At 55.5% G+C, this 17886-nt stretch carries 16 protein-coding genes and 1 pseudogene; 11 read left to right on the top strand and 6 right to left on the bottom strand.

Annotated elements, in window-relative coordinates; translation table 11 throughout:
- Nucleotide 1: 1 nt before the first annotated feature.
- A complete protein-coding gene (gene dcuR, locus AC1UKS_RS13015) occupies nucleotides 2-721 on the bottom strand; it encodes a two-component system response regulator DcuR (protein WP_013201781.1) in 720 nt (239 codons plus the stop codon).
- A complete protein-coding gene (locus AC1UKS_RS13010) occupies nucleotides 715-2355 on the bottom strand; it encodes a sensor histidine kinase (protein WP_265910209.1) in 1641 nt (546 codons plus the stop codon). Before AC1UKS_RS13010 ends, dcuR begins: the two co-directional genes overlap by 7 nt.
- A 94-nt stretch (nucleotides 2356-2449) precedes the next feature.
- Here AC1UKS_RS13010 and AC1UKS_RS13005 point away from each other — a divergent pair, with 94 nt between their 5' ends.
- Nucleotides 2450-3223 carry an ElyC/SanA/YdcF family protein gene (locus AC1UKS_RS13005; RefSeq protein WP_482433945.1) on the top strand — a complete coding sequence of 258 codons (774 nt, stop codon included), beginning with the start codon at nucleotides 2450-2452 and terminating at the stop codon, nucleotides 3221-3223.
- A gap of 65 nt (nucleotides 3224-3288) precedes the next feature.
- On the opposite strand, the gene AC1UKS_RS13000 is transcribed toward AC1UKS_RS13005, so the two are convergent.
- Nucleotides 3289-3603 (bottom strand): ArsR/SmtB family transcription factor, encoded by a 315-nt coding sequence (locus AC1UKS_RS13000; protein WP_206403240.1) that lies wholly within the window; start codon nucleotides 3601-3603, stop codon nucleotides 3289-3291.
- A 16-nt stretch (nucleotides 3604-3619) separates the two neighbouring features.
- Nucleotides 3620-4744, bottom strand: coding sequence for an alkene reductase (locus AC1UKS_RS12995; protein WP_265910211.1), 1125 nt, complete (start codon nucleotides 4742-4744; stop codon nucleotides 3620-3622).
- A 220-nt stretch (nucleotides 4745-4964) separates the two neighbouring features.
- On the opposite strand from AC1UKS_RS12995, the gene AC1UKS_RS12990 reads away from it, so the two are divergent.
- Nucleotides 4965-5858, top strand: a complete 894-nt coding sequence (locus AC1UKS_RS12990; protein WP_482433942.1) for a substrate-binding domain-containing protein — start codon at nucleotides 4965-4967, stop codon at nucleotides 5856-5858.
- Nucleotides 5859-5994: 136 nt separating this feature from the next.
- Nucleotides 5995-7539 (top strand): methyl-accepting chemotaxis protein, encoded by a 1545-nt coding sequence (locus tag AC1UKS_RS12985; protein ID WP_482433940.1) that lies wholly within the window; start codon nucleotides 5995-5997, stop codon nucleotides 7537-7539.
- A 719-nt stretch (nucleotides 7540-8258) separates the two neighbouring features.
- Here the strand turns inward: AC1UKS_RS12985 and AC1UKS_RS12980 are convergent.
- On the bottom strand, nucleotides 8259-8891 hold the full coding sequence (locus AC1UKS_RS12980; RefSeq protein WP_482433939.1) for an alanyl-tRNA editing protein: 633 nt from the start codon (nucleotides 8889-8891) through the stop codon (nucleotides 8259-8261).
- A 307-nt stretch (nucleotides 8892-9198) separates the two neighbouring features.
- Between AC1UKS_RS12980 and AC1UKS_RS12975 the strand changes: the two are divergent.
- From AC1UKS_RS12975 to AC1UKS_RS12945, 7 genes and pseudogenes are all read left to right on the top strand, one after another.
- A pseudogene (locus AC1UKS_RS12975) lies at nucleotides 9199-10209 on the top strand (ABC transporter substrate-binding protein).
- A gap of 96 nt (nucleotides 10210-10305) precedes the next feature.
- Nucleotides 10306-10830: a hypothetical protein gene (locus AC1UKS_RS12970; RefSeq protein ID WP_482433938.1), complete on the top strand. Its 525-nt coding sequence runs from the start codon at nucleotides 10306-10308 to the stop codon at nucleotides 10828-10830.
- The gene (locus AC1UKS_RS12965; RefSeq protein WP_482433936.1) at nucleotides 10827-11258 is read left to right on the top strand and encodes an ABC transporter permease subunit; all 432 of its coding nucleotides are present in this window, start codon (nucleotides 10827-10829) and stop codon (nucleotides 11256-11258) included. The genes AC1UKS_RS12970 and AC1UKS_RS12965 overlap by 4 nt, the downstream gene beginning before the upstream one ends.
- On the top strand, nucleotides 11255-11968 hold the full coding sequence (locus AC1UKS_RS12960; protein ID WP_482433935.1) for an ABC transporter permease: 714 nt from the start codon (nucleotides 11255-11257) through the stop codon (nucleotides 11966-11968). The genes AC1UKS_RS12965 and AC1UKS_RS12960 overlap by 4 nt, the downstream gene beginning before the upstream one ends.
- The gene (locus tag AC1UKS_RS12955) at nucleotides 11968-13077 is read left to right on the top strand and encodes an ATP-binding cassette domain-containing protein (protein WP_482433933.1); all 1110 of its coding nucleotides are present in this window, start codon (nucleotides 11968-11970) and stop codon (nucleotides 13075-13077) included. Before AC1UKS_RS12960 ends, AC1UKS_RS12955 begins: the two co-directional genes overlap by 1 nt.
- Before the next feature lie 13 nt (nucleotides 13078-13090).
- Entirely contained in the window at nucleotides 13091-13543 is a 453-nt protein-coding gene (locus AC1UKS_RS12950) for an LLM class flavin-dependent oxidoreductase (RefSeq protein ID WP_482433931.1), read from the top strand.
- 4 nt (nucleotides 13544-13547) lie between these two features.
- Complete coding sequence (locus tag AC1UKS_RS12945) at nucleotides 13548-13685, top strand: hypothetical protein (RefSeq protein ID WP_482433929.1); 138 nt, start codon at nucleotides 13548-13550, stop codon at nucleotides 13683-13685.
- 138 nt (nucleotides 13686-13823) lie between these two features.
- Here AC1UKS_RS12945 and AC1UKS_RS12940 read toward each other — a convergent pair whose 3' ends face one another.
- The gene (locus tag AC1UKS_RS12940) at nucleotides 13824-15047 is read right to left on the bottom strand and encodes an acyl-CoA dehydrogenase family protein (RefSeq protein WP_482433927.1); all 1224 of its coding nucleotides are present in this window, start codon (nucleotides 15045-15047) and stop codon (nucleotides 13824-13826) included.
- Nucleotides 15048-15550: 503 nt separating this feature from the next.
- Between AC1UKS_RS12940 and AC1UKS_RS12935 the strand changes: the two genes are divergently transcribed.
- Nucleotides 15551-17485 carry an Ig-like domain-containing protein gene (locus AC1UKS_RS12935; RefSeq protein WP_482433925.1) on the top strand — a complete coding sequence of 645 codons (1935 nt, stop codon included), beginning with the start codon at nucleotides 15551-15553 and terminating at the stop codon, nucleotides 17483-17485.
- The last annotated feature ends 401 nt before the right edge of the window (nucleotides 17486-17886 follow it).

The following is a 17886-nucleotide window of genomic DNA, read 5'->3' as shown; positions in this document are numbered from 1 at the left end:
GCTACTGGCAAAACTGTTTTAACAGCTCGCGATGTTCCGCCTGCAAGCGGTAGCGATAAACCGGCCGGCCGGTTAAACCATAATGCAGGTTGGTGGAGAGGATTTTACGCTGCGCCAGCCAGATCAGGTATTTGCGGCACGACACGCGGGAAATGGCCACGGCGGCGGCCAGATCGTCGGTTGAAAACTCGCTGTCGTGATGGCTGTCAATCCACAGGCACAGCGTGCGCAACGTTTGCGGCGTTAAGCCTTTTGGCAGACGGTGCGCTTCGGTGACGTCCGGCGGATTGCCGTGCAGCAGGGCATCGACATCGGTCTGCTGATACCACGGATGCTGGTCCTTAAGCGATTTCTTATGCTGCCAGCCGGTCAGCGCCTCTTCAAAGCGGGAGAACTGGAACGGCTTGATCAGATAATCCACCACGCCGTAATGCAGCGATTGCTGAATGGTCTGGGCATCGGCGGCGGAAGAGATGACGATGACATCGATATTGCGCCTGGCCGCGCGCAGTTCAGGCAGTAAATCCAGCCCGTTTTCCTGCTGCATGTAAATATCCAACAGGATCAAATCCACCGACAGTTCGCTGTGCAGCACCATTTCTCTGGCCTGTTTCAGCGTTGACGCCACGCCGCAGCAGGCAAATCCCGGGATCTGGCCAATGTAGCAGCGGTTCAGCTCTGCCACCATCGCATCATCATCGACGACTAACACATTTAGCATGCGGATCGGTTTCCTCCATCCCACGGCAGTTGTACTAAGAATTGGGTGTAAACCCCAGGGTCGGACTCTACAATAATTTCGCCGCCAAGGCTCTGGATTTGCTGCTTGCAGAGGAATAAACCTACGCCGCGTTGCTCACCCTTCGACGAAAAGCCGTGCTCAAAGATCGCATCAAGCTGTTCTGCCGGGATACCGGGGCCGTCATCGCTGACTTCACAGCTCAGCCAGCCATTCTGATAGTGTAGCAGCACGCTGACTTCGCCATCCGGCTGCTGTGCCAGCGCATCAAAGGCGTTTTCAATCAGATTGCCCAGCACGGTGACCAGTACCGAGGTTTGCTGTTCGTTACCGCTGTCGGGCAGGAAACTGTCCTCGCTGAGGATCAGCTGGTGGCCGCTGTCCGCCGCGCGGTTTAATTTACTCAGCAGTACGCCGGCAATCACCGGCGACTGGATTTTTTTCACCAGCGAGCCGATCTCGGTCTGGTAGTTATTGGCGGTTTTCAGAATGTAATCTTCCAGCTGCGTATAGCTCTTCATATGCAATAAGCCGAGGATTACGTGCAGCTTGTTCATAAACTCGTGGGAGTGCTGACGTAGCGCATCCACATAGTTAACCATGCCGCTCAGGCGTTGGGTCAGCTGGGTCACTTCGGTTTTATCGCGGAAAGAGCAGATCGCGCCAATCATCACGCCGCCTTTCAGCACCGGCATGGTGTTGCACAGCAGAACCCGACCGCGGAACAGGATCTCTTCATCGCGCTGCGGTTTGCCGCTGCGCAGCACTTCGCGCAGGTTGATAATCAGCGCGCCGGTGGCCTGAATACTCTGAATGATTTCGCTTTCCAGCGCCTGCGGCATGCCCGTTTCACGGAATAGCTTGCGCGCGGCATGGTTAATCAACGTCACCTGGGCGTTGATATCCACGGCGATCACCCCTTCTTTGATGGCATACAGCATGGCCTGACGCTGTTCAAACAGCTCGGAGACTTCGTACGGTTCCAGGCCGAACAGAATTCGTCGGGAGGCTTTTACCAACAGCCAGGTGCCGATAGCGCCCACCAGGATGCCGAACAGCGCGGTCCACAGAATGTTCCAGCGGCTCTGGTTAATCTGATCCGCCACTTCGCTTAGCGAGATGCCAATCACCACCACGCCAATCTGCCTGTGTTCAGCATCAAACACCGGAGTAAACACCCGCAATGCCTGCACTAGCTGCCCGCGGTTGATCGAAACATTCTCTTTGCCCAATAACGCGGGCTGCAAATCGTCGCCAATAAAATGGTGATTAATGGCGTCTTTATTGGGATGCGAATAGCGAATACCGGCCATATTGGTGACCACCACAAACAGCAGGTCATTGCTCTGCAACACGGCGGTAGCGATCGGCTGAATGACGTTGCTGTCCGGCGGTAACCGCAGTCCGCGATGAATATCCGGCGAATCCGCCAGCGTACGGGCCACCGCCAACGCTTTATCCTCGACGCCTTTATTAGTGACCTGGCTTATCTGCAGAAAATAGAAAAAGTGGACGGCCAGTAAGACGGCGACAATCACCGCGCTGACCATCAGGCTGACGGAGGTACTGAGTTTCATCGGGCGTTTAAGCCCCGGAAGGGTTGGCTGGCGTTTCATGGCATGATTTCCGAATTTTCCTGCGGAGGCTTTCCATTAAGGTAAATTTATCTGACTCTGCCTGACCTGTAATGCTTTTAATAAGGAGTTTTTAATGCAACTCAGCGTTTATGAAGTCGATGATTTCAATCTGCTGTCCCACTGGCTGGCGGAAAACGATCTGGCTGAACGGGAGATCGACGACGTTCAACTTATTATCCTCGCAGGTAATGCCATCCTCCCGGAAATCGAAGGGGCAATGGCGTTATCCCGTCAGCGCGGCATTCCTCTTTTGCTCAGCGGCGGCGAGGGACACTCCACCGCGCTGCTGCGCGCGGCGTTGGCCGCAGACAGGCGTTATCAGCAATTCGCTACGTTGACCGGCGGGGAAGGCGATCTGCTGCAAGCAATGGCAATACAGGCTTTTAATTTACCGCCAGAGCAGGTGCTGAATGAAAACCGCTCGAGAAACTGTGGCGAAAACGCGTTGTTCAGGCTTAACTTTCTGCAAAAGGCCGGGAAGGTTCCGGCCAGATATCTGCTGGTGCAGGATCCGCTGATGCAGCGACGCACCAAAGCCACCTATTTACATCAGTGGCAACAGCAGGGCGTGCAGGCTGAATGCCTGAGCTGGCCGGTATTTACCCCCGTGCTGACGAGGGTGGATTCGCAGCTCACCATTACCGGCAGGCCGGGTCTTGGCGGGATCTGGTCACTGGAGCGCTATCTGTCGATGATTCTGGGGGAAATGGCCCGCCTGAAAGATGATGCCCACGGCTATGGCCCGAACGGTAAAGGATTTATTGGCGCGGTTGAGATGCCGGGCGCAGTGGAAAGCGCCTGGCGCCGTCTGTTACAGAATCCACGGCTGGCTGAATTAAGTCGATGATTACGCGCTAATTCGCCGTCAGTAGGTTAAGCGATCGGGATGAACCGCAGGGGGGTGCGACGACGTTATAAATCCTGCAGAAATCCGACCAGGCTTTCGCGCACGTCGGTAATGCGCGTTTCATTGCGGCGATAATAGGTCCACTTTCCGACCTTACTGGCTTCCAGCAGTCCGGCTTCAAACAGCACCTTCAGACACAGCGAGGTGGCCGGCTGGGATAAGCCGGCCTTGTCCTGAATAAGGCTGGCACACACCCCGTACAGGTCATAGTCATAGAGCTGGCTATAGCCTGCAAAGGCCTGTTGCGGGTTCTTCAGCCACTGCAACACCGCCAACCGGGTGGGGTTGGACAGTAATTTCATGGCGCTTTCAGGGGACATGCAGCCTCACAAACAATCAGGAGCGGTAAACCGGGTAGTCAGTATACCCTTTAGCGCCGCCACCATACAGCGAGGACGCATCCACCGGGTTTAACGCAACATCCGACGCAAAGCGGGCCGGTAAGTCCGGGTTGGCAATAAAGGTTCTGCCAAAGCCAAACAGATCGCCCCAGCCATTTTGCAGAATGCTTTCGGCTTTCTCGCGGGTATAGCGGCCGGAATACATGATCGGCCAGTGGAAGGTTTCCCGCAGCGCCGTGCGGAAGCTGACCGGCAGATCCGGGCTGTTATCCCAGTCGGCTTCGGCAATCGACAGATAGCCAATCTCCCGTTCATTCAACATGCCGGCCGCGGCGATATAGGTCGCGTGCGGATCGCTTTCAACCAGGCCTAAATAGACGCGCTCTTCATCGGTGCTGGTAAACAGCGGGGCAAAACGCACGCCGACTTTCTGGCTGCCAAACACCTCGCTGACCGCTTCGACAATCTCTTTCAGGAAGCGCAGTCGGTTCTCCAGCGAACCGCCGTACTCATCACAGCGGAAATTGGTGTGTTCAGAGATAAATTGATTGATCAGATAGCCATTGGCAGAGTGCAGCTCCACGCCATCAAATCCGGCGGCCTGTGCATTGACTGCCGCCTGACGATACAGCCCGACAATCTCTTTCACTTCTTCGGTGCTGAGTTCGCGGGGATCGCTGGGTGCCGTCAACATGCCTTCGCCCGGCCCGGTTTCGATAAACACGCGAACGCCGGTGGCGGTGACGGCAGAAGGTGCCACCGGCGGCTGTTCGCCGGGCTGAAGCGCAGTATGCGAGACGCGACCCACGTGCCACAGCTGGCAGAAGATCGTGCCGCCTTGCTGATGTACGGCTTCGGTGACCTTTTTCCATCCGGCGATCTGCGGTTCACTGTGGATCCCCGGCGTCCAGGCATAACCCTGTCCACGCGGTTCAATCTGCGTCCCTTCGGTGATCATAAAGCCGGCGGTGGCGCGCTGTCGGTAGTATTCCACCATCATCTCGCCGGGAATGTTGCCAGGCTGTTCGCTGCGGCAGCGGGTTAACGGCGGCAAGGCAATACGGTTACGCAGGGTGAAGCCGCCAAGCTGTAGCGGGGAAAAAAGGGTAGGACGATTCATAAAGCTTCCGGTTTTCTGAGAAAAATGTGCCGGGCCATTATATTTATAAATTTAAATGTGTAAATTCATTTTAGCAGACGATCTGTGTTGCAGATGTCGGTTCGGGACGGTGACAGATCCCGGACTTTAGGTCATGCTGATGAAAGATCGCATTATCTTAACAATCTTGTTACCTGTTCTTTCTTTCAACCTAATCAGCCTGATAAGCGGGAAAACACTCATGACGGATAGGCCCCATCAGCAGCAAAAAAGCGGCCAGCGCGCCGGCGTTATTGGCGTGGTCAGCGAGGGATTCAGCAATCCCTGGACCCTGAAAATGCTGGACGAAGTCACCCGGCAGCTGGATCTGCGCGATTATCTGCCGCTGTTGCTCAACGCCCGTTCTGCGGACCGCACGCCATCCCTGATGCAAAAAGCCGCAGGCCTCGAACTCGACGGACTGGTATTCCTCACTGCCGACGGCACTGCGCAGTCGGTGGCCGGCGATCTTCTTCCTGGCGTCCCCGTCGTCCAGCTTGGCGGCGCGAGCGAGGGTGAGGAGTCGGTGGTTGCGGCCGAGGGGTATCAGGCGGGGGTTGAGAGCGGAAAATTGCTGCTGTCGCAGGGCTATCAGCGTTTCGGCTTTATGCAGGGGAAAGACCGCGCTGCAGCGTCTTTGCGGCAGATGGCCGGTTTTGCCGACAGCCTGACGGCAGCGGATAAACGGCTGGACAGGGTGCTGATTGCCGGCAACAACGACCGCGAACTGGCGTGGCAGGCCATGACTGCCTACCTGAAACAGACCCGGGCGTCAGAACGCATTAATGCGCTGTTATGTGAAAACGATCTGCTGGCGTTCGGCGCGATTCAGGCAATCCGTGATTTTGGTCAGGGCGTGCATATCGGCGTGGTGGGCTTCAATGACAGTGATGATGCCGGTTCATCCACCTGGCATCTGACCAGCTGGGCACCGCGCAGCGATCTGCTGGTGTCCGAGGCGCTAAACCGACTGCTGGATAATCGGGCCGATCTCAGCGGCCAGTGGCAGCAGGGTGAGCTGCAGGTCAGGCATTCGCATTTAGGCAAAGAAGTGCTCGGTGACATCCCGAAATGTGGTTGCGCCAGCCGACATTAATCCGGGCGTAGCCGACACCGATTTTAACATTCGCTGCAAAATCGCCTTTTCAAAGCAGATCCTGGGGGCAGGGGCTAAATTTTTCGAAATTTATGCCGTTAACAGTTAAAGACCTCCCCTTTATCTGGATAACGCTATGTCGGTTAAAAAATCCTCGCTGTTGATTATGTTGTTCTTATTTATCATCTTTATTAGCAGTATGTTCGCCAGCATCTGGTTGCTGACTCGCAGCAACCAGTCGCTGGATGCGGTCAATAAAGAGATCCGCGTTGTGCTGTCGATCATCGACCCGATTAACCACAGCCGCACCTTACGTTTGCGGCTGATGGAATATATGAAGGCCAGTGAGGGAAGCGATGGGCTGTCTAAGCCGTCGCTGGAAGGCGTGAAGACGGTGATCGGCAAGGCCGATGCCGCATTCCAGGCATATAAAGATGCGCCACGCTTAGCCGGTGAAGACGCTGCAGCAAAAGCCTATGAGCAGGCCTATCTGACCTACCGTCAGCAGGGCATTCAGCCAATGATCGACGCGGCTGAAGCCAACGATCAGGCGCGCTTTAAGGACCAGCTGGCGACGGTGATCCGTCTCGACCGACAGTATGAAATCGTCCTCGATCAGGTGCTCGCCGAGCACGAGGCCTATGCCAAAAAGCTCAACAGCGATGCGCAGCGCCACTTCAGCCTGGGGATGAGCGTGATTATCTTCTTTGGCGTGCTGTTCCTGCTGGTGATTACCGCCGTGCTGTTCTTTATCAAGCGCTATGTGCTGAATCCACTCGACAGCGCGAAAGCCTATTGCAGCAAAATCGCCGAAGGGATCCTCGACCAGCCGGTGCCGGTCACCGTCGGTTCTCAGAGCGAAATCCAGGATTTGATGGCAACCATGGAGCAGATGCGCCAGTCGCTGACCGACATTATTGGTCAGGTGCGCAACTCGACGCTGACCGTGTCGCACGCCTCGAAAGAGATTGCTGCCGGCAACATCGATCTGGCATCGCGCACCGAGCAACAGGCCGCCGCCCTGACCGAAACCGCCGCCAGCATGGAAGAGTTAGGCGCGACGGTGAAACAGAACACCGAAAACGTCTTCGAAGCCAGCCGCCTGACCGGCGAAGCGGTGAAAAATGCCAAAACCGGCGAAAAGGTCTCCCAGCAGGTGATCGTCACCATGGGACTGATTAACAGCAGTTCGAAGAAAATCGAAGATATTACCGGCGTCATTAACAGCATTGCCTTCCAGACCAATATCCTGGCGCTGAATGCGGCGGTGGAAGCGGCGCGTGCCGGTGAGCAGGGCCGTGGTTTTGCGGTGGTGGCAGCGGAAGTGCGTAATCTTGCGCAGCGCAGCGCGGTGGCGGCCAAAGAGATCGAAAGTCTGATTGCCGAATCCGTTATCAACATTCGTGCCGGATCGGATCAGGTTGGCCGGACCGGCGAGGCGATCGGGGCGATAATTGCTTCGGTCAGCCAGGTGGATGTGCTGATGGATCATATTTCGACCGCCTCCGACGAGCAGAGTCGCGGTATCAGCCAGATTGAGCAGGCGGTGACCGAGATGGACAGCGTGACCCAGCAAAATGCCTCGCTGGTGCAGGAATCCGCGGCGGCGGCGGCTTCTCTGGAAGAGCAGGTGCATTACCTGACCCATTCCGTCTCCACCTTCCGCTTGTCTGACGCGTAAGACCAAAACCCGCCGTCCTGTTCATATGCGCAGGGCGGATAATGGTGCTGAAAGATTGGGAGTGTTTTCAACAACCGCAGAAACGTAAAAGCCCCGACTTTTCAGGTCAGGGCTTTTACAGTACTGCATACTCGTCATTTAGCATTAATTTACTTACATCGATTTACTGCTGATTGTACAACGTTAAATGTACAAGTCCACACAGATAATATTAGGCACTGTGTTGATAACTGACCTCCTATTATTACCGTTTAAACACAGCCCACCTTAAAAAAGGAGGCGGAACACGTACATCTTCCCATCGCGATATATACTCTTGATGCATGGCCTGACTATCGTCGGAAAATCGTTATGAAAGATAACGATACATCGACTCTGAGTACTGTTGAAACATGGCCTGACATCATCGCGTTTTCGTTCCCATCCTGCGATCGGTGCAAATTTTGTTACGTGGCTCTAACGCGTCGGGTGGATAACTTCCCCACCGTCATAGCCCATACAACAATATTTCGTGACCTTTATCGCAGATTACTTACTTAACACTGTAAAGCGTTAACTTATTAACGACTGGAGGGTTTTTCCTGCCGTTGATTAATAAACTACTCCAATAAGAACTCGAGTCAATACTGTTTTTAATGCCATGTTAATATGGTCAGTAGTTTCCGAAAAATGCGCTTTTTTTGAATGTTTTGGCCTGGCCAAACAGGTGGCATTGTTCGCTACTCGCCAACCTCATATTTCACCGTCAGCACGCCTTTCTTTTCGCTGATTTTCAGAATGCGCACCCGACCCACCTCGGCCGTGCTGACCACGTGGGTGCCACCACAGGCATAAGCCGGTAAATCTCCCCAGGTGACCTCACGACGGCCGTCGGCGATCGTCAGCTGGCGCGGCAGATCGCGCGCGACAATCTCAGCGACATCTGCCGCAATCTGCTCGGCCGTGACCGGCGTTTTTTGGTCAGTGGGCTCGAATACCACCCGCGCCTCGCCAGGGCGGTGATTGCCCTTGCTGCCGTGCCAGCCGAATGTCTCCCCGGCCACGGCGATAAAGTGTCCCGCAGAGTGATAATGGCTATGCAGCTGACGCAGCGGTTCATCCACCTTGATGTTAACCGGGCCGGGTGCGAGCGGCCCATCGGTGTAATGGGCGATCTCGCCGTCTTCCTGTGCGGCATGCAGCATCGACGCCGCGTCAAGGGTTCCGCGATCGGAAGGCTGTCCGCCGCCTTGCGGATGGAAAAGGGTAGCGGCGAGGATCACCCGAAATCGCCCGTCGTCCTGCGGTGTACAGCTGATGACGGTCGTCTCCATCTCCAGCGCATCGTTATCAAAATAGCTACGTTCGGTCATGTTCTTTCCTTGAGAGGCTTTAATCTGTGCATTACGACAGGTGAATCATTTACCTTTTATTATCAAAACTGTCAACAAGCCAACCTGTATTGACTGTCGCCCACCGTTATTTGTTCAGTAACAAAAAGCATGACGCGGCTGTGTCATATTTAACTATCTACTGCCGGTATTGATACTTGCCCTCGCGGATTTCTGTGCTCTATTCGTCTTATAAACAGAATACGATCTTAATTTAAATAACGTCCAGGCCGCAGCATTAATTACGGTCCAGCGAATATTCGGCATTATCAGGGGAAAGAATGACGCGATGAGCAGTTTACGCATAAATAAAACCTTATTACCGCTGGCGGCAGGGGCGATGCTGCTGCTGGTGGGGCAGCCTGTCGCTCTGGCGGATCCCGCGCCCGCACGGGTGGCAGGGCATAATCAGGACGGCGGCACGCTGTTTTATCTGCACGAGCAGGAGCCGCCGTGCCTGTGGGGTGGATGGGTGCAGCAGGCCTATCTGTCGCGGCAGGTTTTCGATTATCTGGTCAGTTTTGATCGCGGGGAAATACGTCCCTGGCTGGCAACCGACTGGACGGAATCAGCGGATCGCAAAACCATTACCTTTCATTTACGCAAAGACGTTAAATTTACCGACGGCGATAAATTTAATGCCGATGCGGTGGTCGCTAATTATTCCGCGTGGACTAAAGGCATTGGCTGGCACGGTTTTACCTATATGACCGGGTTAACTAAAGTCGATGATTATACCGTTGAGTGACATTTATCTGAGCCCAATCCAGAAATTTATAACGTGCTGGCGAATGGGCATTATGGTTTCCAGTCACCGGATTCCATTGCGCATAACAGCAGTGAGCAAAAATGCCTGAAGCCGGTCGGGACAGGCCCATGGAAAGTAGAAAAATGGGTCAGAGGGGAAGGGATCAGCTTTGTCCGCAACGATGATTATCACTGGGCACCGCCAAACGCCCGGCACAATGGCCCGGCCTATATAAAGCATCTGGAATGGAAATTTGTGCCGGACGCCACCACCCGCTGGGGTGCGCTGGTTAGCGGCGGCGCAGACGTGATTTACCAGCCACCTTCCGCGCAGTGGCACGCGCTGCAGCGGGACTATCAAACCCTGTCTTACGTGGCCACCGGCCGGCCACAGGCCTTTTCATTCAACGTTCAGCGCGGCCCCTTTACCGATCGGCGGGTACGTCAGGCCTTTGCCTATGCGCTGGATCGCCAGCAAATTGTCAAAACGGTGTTCAAGGGGGCGGTGCCGTATGAAGGCAACGGATCCCTGAGTAAAAGCACGCCGCTGTAACTCAACGTTGACAATCGTTATTCGCTCAATGTTGCCAAAGCCAATGCGCTGCTGGATTAGGCTGGCTGGACCGGACGCGATGCCGAAGGCTATCGGGTGAAGGACGGCGAGTCGCTGGTTGCCAGGCTGCCCTTTATTCAGGCGATTATCGATCAGGAAGGCGCGCTGATGCTGCAGGCGGTGCAGGATCAGGTTAAGCAGGTCGGTATCAAACTGGTGCTGATCCCGCTGACGCAAACCGAAGGCTTTGCCGGCGCCAGGTCGCGCCCGGCGGATAAGGAGATCAGCTTTGGTTACTGGATCTGGCCGTCACCCAACATTCTCGACATCGTCTATAACGCGACGCTTGCCGGCGCGTTTAACGGCAATAACACCAGCTTCTTCAATAACCCGGAAGTCGAAACACAGATTCTTGACGCGCAACGCGAACCCGATCCCGCCCGCCGTCGCCAGAAATTTGATGTGCTGCAAAAGTGGTTTGACGACCAGGCGATTGCCATCGGCGGATACAACTTCACTTACAACGTCGCGATAGCCAATAACGTCCGGGGCATCTGGCAGGACAGCGGCAATCGCTTACTGAATTTCAACGACGCCTACTTCGTGCAGGAGACGCCATGACCGATCTTATTTCACCGGGGAATCAACCGACCGCCAGCGAAGGATCGGGCGACACTTCGGCTAAACACCGCAGCCTGTGGCGCCGCATTTTGGTGAGGATGGGCTCGGCCCTGTTTGTGCTGTCTGCGCGTGCGCGCGGCATGAGTCTGCGCAAGGTCAAACTGCATCACGTCCTGCGCCATGCGCTGATCCCGGCGATTACCCTCAGCGGGTGGGCGATCGGCAATTTACTCTCCGGCGCGGTGCTGGTGGAGGCGGTGTTTGCCCGCCCCGGCCTCGGCAACGTGCTGGTCAATGCGGTCAGCAATAAGGATTTCGCGCTGATATCGGGGATCGTCATCCTGATCAGCTTCCTCTATATCGTTATCAATCTGGCGGTCGACCTGATCTATCTGATCGTCGATCCGCGACTGCGAGGCCACTCATGACCAGTCATATTTCCGATTTTTCAGACGCTAAGGCCGGGCGCGTCCCGCGTCAGCGCTTGCGGCGTGCACTGACTGTGATACCGCTTTCCGCATCACTGTCGCTGCTGGTTGCGCTGTTCTTTATCGTCGCCGCCGTGTCGCCGTCACTGTTGGCGACGCATGATCCCTTCAGTACCGACTTACTTAATGCCCTGCAGGCCCCGTCCTTCGCCCACTGGCTGGGCACCGATGATATTGGCCGCGATCTCTACAGCCGCATCATCTGGGGCACGCGTCAGTCGCTGGCGATCGGGCTGGGGGCGATGGCCATTGCGCTGGTGGGTGCCATCGTCCTCGGGTTCAGCGCCGCGCTGGCACCGCGCTGGGTTGCCGGGCCGGTTAACCGCCTGCTGGAAATTCTGCTGGCGTTTCCCACGCTGTTACTGGCGTTGCTTTTTGTGGCGCTGCTGGGTCCTTCTGCCAGCAGCCTGCTGATTTCGGTGGGGATTGGCACTGCGCCAGGCTATGCGCGGCTGGTGCGTGCCCAGGCGCTGAAGGTGCGACAGTCGGGCTACGTCGAGGCCGCGCGGGCGTTGGGGCATCCGTGGCACCGGCTGTTTTTACAGCACATTGCGCCAAATGCGTTTCGCCCGCTGGTGTCGCTGGTGGCGCTGTCATTCACCCAGATTGGTCGTTACCTGCAACAGCGGGCAGAAGGAGGATCGCGCTGATGAGCACGCAAAACAAAAGTCAGGCAGTCCCGCGCGACGTCACGGTTCAGGCGCAGGTGCTGGAGGTGCTCCGACAGATGCTGGATCGCGGCACCAGCATCATTCTGATCAGCCATGACCTGGCGGTGGTCGCGAAAATAGCTGACCACATTCTGGTGATGCAGGGCGGCGCGCTGGTCGAATCGGGCACGGTCGACCAGGTCCTGCAGCGTCCGCAGCATGCGTATACCCAGGGCCTGATCAACGCCATTCCCAGCGAACACACCAAAGGCCAGCGGCTCTCCACGGGCGAACGGGTGATCGCGCTGGCGCAACCGGCAGCGGCGGCGAACGAATCTGCGGAATGGCTGCTTGAAGCGCGCAATATCGTCAAAGACTTCAGGGGACATCGTGCGGTGTCGGACGTCTCCTTTACCCTCGGGCGCGGTGAAACGCTGGGCATTGTGGGGGAATCGGGCTCGGGCAAAACCACCCTGTCACGCATTGCGCTGGCGTTAGCGCAGCCGGACAGCGGCGAAGTCCTGTTTCGGGGCAAAGCCTGGAGCCATGCATCACCGCGCGACCAGCGCGAAATACGCCGCCATATTTCGGTGGTCTATCAGGATCCACTCTCCTCTTTCGATACGCGCTGGCGGGTGTCACAAATCCTTCTCGATGCCATTGCCCTCGGGCCGGCGATCCCTGGCCAGACGGCGATCCAACGGGCGTTGAGCCTGCTGGCGTCGGTGGGTCTGGGGCCGGAACATATGACGCAAACGCCGGCGCGATTATCCGGCGGCCAGCGCGTAGCCATTGCGCGGGCGATTGCCACACAACCTGACGTGATTGTCCTCGATGAAGCCGTGTCGGCGCTGGATGTGACTATTCAGGCGCAAATCCTCGATCTGCTCAGCGATTTACAGCAGCAGCTGGGCGTGAGCTACCTGTTTATCTCCCACGACCTCGGGGTGATCCACCATATGAGCGATCGGGTGCTGGTGATGCAAGACGGTGTCGCGGTGGAGCAGGGAAGCGCCAGCGAGATCTTCTATCGTCCGCGCCATCCTTATACGCAAAAGTTACTCGCCTCGTTGCCACGGCTGCAGGCGGCGGAATTCGCCCACAACTGAAACGGGAGACATAATGTCACGCGAACTGATTTATAACGGTTTTTTGCATCTGACGCCAAACCATCACAGCCATGGTTACTGGCGCACCACCGAAGGCCAGGTCCAGTACGGCTACAACCCGCTGGATGAATACGTCAAGACGGTGAAAACGCTGGAAAAAGGGCGTTTTGATACCCTGTTTATCGCCGATGTGGTGGGGGTGTATGACGCCGACTTTGGCGACGGTAAAACTACCATCCGGGCGGGCACGCAGTTTCCCGATCCGGATTCGATTACTCTCGTTTCTGCGCTGGGGCTGGTGACCGAGCATTTGGGGATTGTGGTCACCAGCAACGTGATTCAGGCCCATCCATTTTCATTTGCCCGCCAGATCTCCTCGCTGGATGAATTCACCCGCGGGCGTATCGGCTGGAATATCGTCACCTCCTATTTTTTCGAACGGGTTCCGCAATTACGGCTTCAATGACATCGTGCCGCACGATGAACGCTATGAATGGGCGCAGGAATATCTCGATGTCGCCTATAAGCTGTGGGAACTCTCCTGGGAGGATGGCGCGGTATTGCACGATCCGGCCACGCACCCTCAGAGAAAGCTGAAGCTGAGATAAGGCAACCGGCTGCTGAGCGCTATACAGGCTCAGCAGTATCTGGTGCTTGAATTCGGATGTGAGGCGATCGCACTCTGCCACGGCTGATTTAACCCGGCCAGGAGGCGATCGCAATCCGCCATTGGTGATTAAATTCGGCTAAGAGGCGATCCCAATCCGCCACTGCGGCGGCGGCAAGGTGCCGTTCACCGCATAATCGCCGACGATGCGGTCTTTATAGATGCGGGGATTGTGCGAGGAAAGCGTGCGGGCATTGCGCCAGAACCGGTCTAATGACAGCGGAGTTAAGGTGGCGGACGCGCCTAACGCATCGAATAAAATGGTGGCCGCATTAAGCAGCAGATCGGTCACCACATTCAGCGATTGTGACACCTCGATTTCCGCGATGGCGTTGGCCTGCACTTCCGCCGGTTCATCGCCGGCAAAGCGACTGTCGAAGGCCCGCTGCAGCGCCTCGGCGATTTTCAGCACAATCGCGCCGCTGGTGTAGGCCGCACCGCGCAGTTTGCCGACCACCGCCAGGATCTGCGGATCCTGCGCGGCCCGGGCGGCGTTGCCATTGCTGTAGGTGCGTTTGCGGGCGGCCACGTTTTCAGCCACTTCCCGGCTGAGCTGACGGCCCAGGCCCGCCAGCGTCGCGAGGTGAACCAGCTGATAAAACGCCGGGGAATATTTAAATTTATCCTGGTCGTAGATATCGCTTTCATCCACCACCACGTTCTCAAACACCGAGGTGCCGCTGGCGGTAAGACGCTGACCAAAGCCCTTCCAGTCATCAACCACCGTCACGCCGGGTGCCGAGCGTGAAACGGTGATCGCCAGCGTTTTCCCCGTCTCATCACTGATGCCGACGTCAATCCAGTCAGAATACAGCGAGCCGGTGGTGTAGAACTTTTTGCCATCAATCCGCCACTGATTGCCAATCTGTTCAAGCCGCGTCGAAAATGCCGACTGCTGCACGTCTCCCGCTTCGCTCCAGGCCGGGCCGACGATATCGCCACGGCCCAGTCGCGGTAACCAGGTTTCGCGCCGTCGGGGGTTGTCACTGTTGAGCACATTTTCGACAAACCCCAAATGACCGCGTATCGACTGGACCAGATTTGAATCAGCTTCGCCAAGCTCAATTAACAAATTAAACAGCTCAGGTAAGGAAATACCGCTGCCGCCATATTCTGGCGGTACGCGTAATGCCGTGAAACCACTCTCTTTTAACCACTGAATCTGTTCGAAAGGTAATTCACGGTTTATTTCCCGTTCAATCGCGCCGTCGCGAATTCTGGTAAAGAGTGGCCTGAAACGCTCTGCCAGTTGCTCATAATCAGGGGTTGGACCTGCTCCCCAGGCTGCATCAATTTGCGACATGCTGCTCCCTTATCGTTAATTGGCGTTAAACGTATTTAGCAAATACCCTGCAATGGATTAATTGACTGATTTTCAAGCTAAAGTGATTTAGCTGACGAGTCGGTGACGGTTGCAAGATAAACAACGGCATCCGCGCAGTCGATATTTCAACAGTAAAGAGGTTAGTAAAAAATAAACAGGTAGAAATAATCATAAGCTAAATCAACACACACATAAGTATTCAGAATTTGGCCACTATCTATTAATCAAATGAAGGACTAGGGTGATGGCAGCTTAAACGGTGACCCACCGTGAAGGGCATAAGATTAAAAAAATCATTTGCTGTTTATTCCACTTTTTATAATGAAAAGGGGATTTGCTGTTCCTGAAATGTTACCCGCTAAGGTAATCCGTTCCTGCCAGAGGAAACGGGCCGTCTCGTATGGCTCGCACAACCCATCCGCCATCCCGCACCTTAAGGTGTCGCGATGGCTTGCGCGCCAAATATCAGAACGAGGTGACCTATGTCCCAACGCGTTGACTACCGTGCTCTGCGTCTGGAGTCAGTCTTCCAGAATGCCGTCAGTAACTATGCTGTTAGCGACTCAGCTGCTGCCGACACCCCGGTAGTTTCATCAACTTACCGCCTTGCGGTGCCTGATATCACGCCGGAAACGGTAAGCACTGTCAGCACGCCGGTTATTCATACACTGGCCGTCAGTGCCGTAGACACGGAAGCGCCTGCACCTTTGCGCCCTTATGAACCGATCGCCAGCGATGGGGTGATTGCCGCCTGGGAAGCCAGCAACCGTGTTCATCTGCGTGGCCGGGCAGAAGGCGAGGCCGGCTCAACGGTCACCCTGACCTTTAAGGATCAAAGCTGGACCAGTACGGTGAATAAGTGGGGTTACTGGAACGCTTCGATGCCGCCTGAGGCGCTGAAAGGCTTGTCTGACGGCAACTACAGCCTGAAACTGACCATCACCGATAAAGCCGGTAACCATACCGATACCAACGTCGATTTTGGCCTGTATGTTGATAAAACCATCAAGCCGACGCTGACGGTGGATACGATCAGCGGCGATAACGCGATCAACGTCGCCGAAAGCATCTATGGCGTGGATATCAGCGGTACCTCAACGCACATGGCCAATCACAATAAAATCACCCTGACGCTGGGCGCCGCTAAAGTCATCGCATTAGTTAACCCCGACGGCAGCTGGAGCGGCCATTTCACCACCGAACAATTGCTGGCAATGCAGGATGGCCTGCACAGCCTGACGCTGACGGCGGTCGATGCCAATGGCAAAACCAGCACCGTTAGCCACGATCTGACGCTAATCACCCATATGAGCAGCGTGCCGGAAATCCACTTCGACAAAGTCACTGATGACAATGTGATCAACCTGGCGGAAAGCCAACACGATCTGCTTTTAAGCGGCTCACTCTCGGCCATGGCACTGGGACAGTCGTTGATGCTGAAAGGCAGCGATGGCCACGAGCATGCCGCATCCATTGATGCTCAGGGCCACTGGCAGGTGCTGATCGCGGCGGCCGACGTGGCCGGATTTATCAGAAATGGTGAGATCCATGCCTGGTATCATGACGGGGCAAATAACTATACCGATATTTCGCAGGAGCTGAATATCGTCACCCAGATGATCCCGGTTTATTACGAGATGGATATCGGTGGCGATATGACGCTGAATTATCAGGAAGCCCAACACGATCTGAGCTTTTATCTGGAAGGTGTGACCACGCTGGATATCAATGGCAAAAGCTACCAGCCGGACAGCGGCGGGATGGTGACCCTGTCCAGCGCCGATCTGCTGGCGCTGGCTGACGGTCCGGTTACCGCAACGGCCCACCGTTCGGATCAGTATGGCAATAGCGACACACAAACGCTGAATGATTTTTTCGACGTCGCTACCCACAACTTACCGACGCTGACGCTGGACACCGCGTTTGCGGATCACGTTATTGGCGCGGATGATGTCAATACCTGGCATCTGCTGCAGGGCAGTTCCACCCAGCTGGATGCGGGCAGTACCGTGACCTTAACGCTGGGCGATCAAAGCTACAGCGCGGCGGTAAAAGCCGATGGCAAATGGGCGTTGACCATTCTCGCCGGACAACTGGCCCCGTTGGATGACGGTGATTATGTGATCAAAGTGACGGCACATGACAGCGCCGGCAATCAGGCCTCGGCCAGTGAGAGTGTCACCGTGGCATCACATCAGAGCGCGTTAAATATGGACCAGTTACTGGAATTTTATGCGCCAACTGCCCAGCAGGATGGGGGAGTGGGTTCAGATTTGGCGATGGCCCCCACAGCCAGTGTGGCGACGGAAAACGCCGCCAGTTCAGCCAGCCACGCCATATCAGACAGCAATCTGGTGAACGACTCACCTTATACCCTGGCGGACCACTTGTTACAGCACCAGGCGGTGCTGGTGTAGTTAACCAGACTCAACGGCATACGGTGCCTGCAGGAAAAAAGCCAGCTTACAAAGCTGGCTTTTTTTTACAGTAAATAATCCCCTCTCATAAGCTCTGAAAGCGATAACCATGACCTTTGAGATTAATGATAGTGAACCTGTTACAGAGTCATTCTGTGGTTGGTCGTGTTGGTGAAAAATCGTCCGCTTTGGCATGTCAACATCCAGATAACAGGCATAATCATTCCTCTCCCTTTTACATGATAATCGATTTATTGTTAACAAATTCATAACCTTAAGATATGAAGTGAGCTTCATAAATTCATGAGAAAGACATGAGTTGTCCCTGCTGATGTTTTGCCTAAAATACGCCCAATGAATGAATTCTGCCGCATAAGGATGTGCCGTTTACCTCATTGCCT

It is taken from the genome of Erwinia sp. AK-PDG3-5, from assembly GCF_056821705.1.
This window is presented reverse-complemented; position numbering and strand designations above follow the sequence as displayed.

Bases quoted from the DNA above. Each gene is read 5' to 3' on its own strand.
- dcuR (WP_013201781.1), bottom strand. From the start codon at position 721: ATGCTAAATGTGTTAGTCGTCGATGATGATGCGATGGTGGCAGAGCTG.
- AC1UKS_RS13010 (WP_265910209.1), bottom strand. From the start codon at position 2,355: ATGAAACGCCAGCCAACCCTTCCGGGGCTTAAACGCCCGATGAAACTC.
- AC1UKS_RS13005 (WP_482433945.1), top strand. From the start codon at position 2,450: ATGCAACTCAGCGTTTATGAAGTCGATGATTTCAATCTGCTGTCCCAC.
- AC1UKS_RS13000 (WP_206403240.1), bottom strand. From the start codon at position 3,603: ATGTCCCCTGAAAGCGCCATGAAATTACTGTCCAACCCCACCCGGTTG.
- AC1UKS_RS12995 (WP_265910211.1), bottom strand. From the start codon at position 4,744: ATGAATCGTCCTACCCTTTTTTCCCCGCTACAGCTTGGCGGCTTCACC.
- AC1UKS_RS12990 (WP_482433942.1), top strand. From the start codon at position 4,965: ATGACGGATAGGCCCCATCAGCAGCAAAAAAGCGGCCAGCGCGCCGGC.
- AC1UKS_RS12985 (WP_482433940.1), top strand. From the start codon at position 5,995: ATGTCGGTTAAAAAATCCTCGCTGTTGATTATGTTGTTCTTATTTATC.
- AC1UKS_RS12980 (WP_482433939.1), bottom strand. From the start codon at position 8,891: ATGACCGAACGTAGCTATTTTGATAACGATGCGCTGGAGATGGAGACG.
- AC1UKS_RS12965 (WP_482433936.1), top strand. From the start codon at position 10,827: ATGACCGATCTTATTTCACCGGGGAATCAACCGACCGCCAGCGAAGGA.
- AC1UKS_RS12960 (WP_482433935.1), top strand. From the start codon at position 11,255: ATGACCAGTCATATTTCCGATTTTTCAGACGCTAAGGCCGGGCGCGTC.
- AC1UKS_RS12955 (WP_482433933.1), top strand. From the start codon at position 11,968: ATGAGCACGCAAAACAAAAGTCAGGCAGTCCCGCGCGACGTCACGGTT.
- AC1UKS_RS12950 (WP_482433931.1), top strand. From the start codon at position 13,091: ATGTCACGCGAACTGATTTATAACGGTTTTTTGCATCTGACGCCAAAC.
- AC1UKS_RS12940 (WP_482433927.1), bottom strand. From the start codon at position 15,047: ATGTCGCAAATTGATGCAGCCTGGGGAGCAGGTCCAACCCCTGATTAT.
- AC1UKS_RS12935 (WP_482433925.1), top strand. From the start codon at position 15,551: ATGTCCCAACGCGTTGACTACCGTGCTCTGCGTCTGGAGTCAGTCTTC.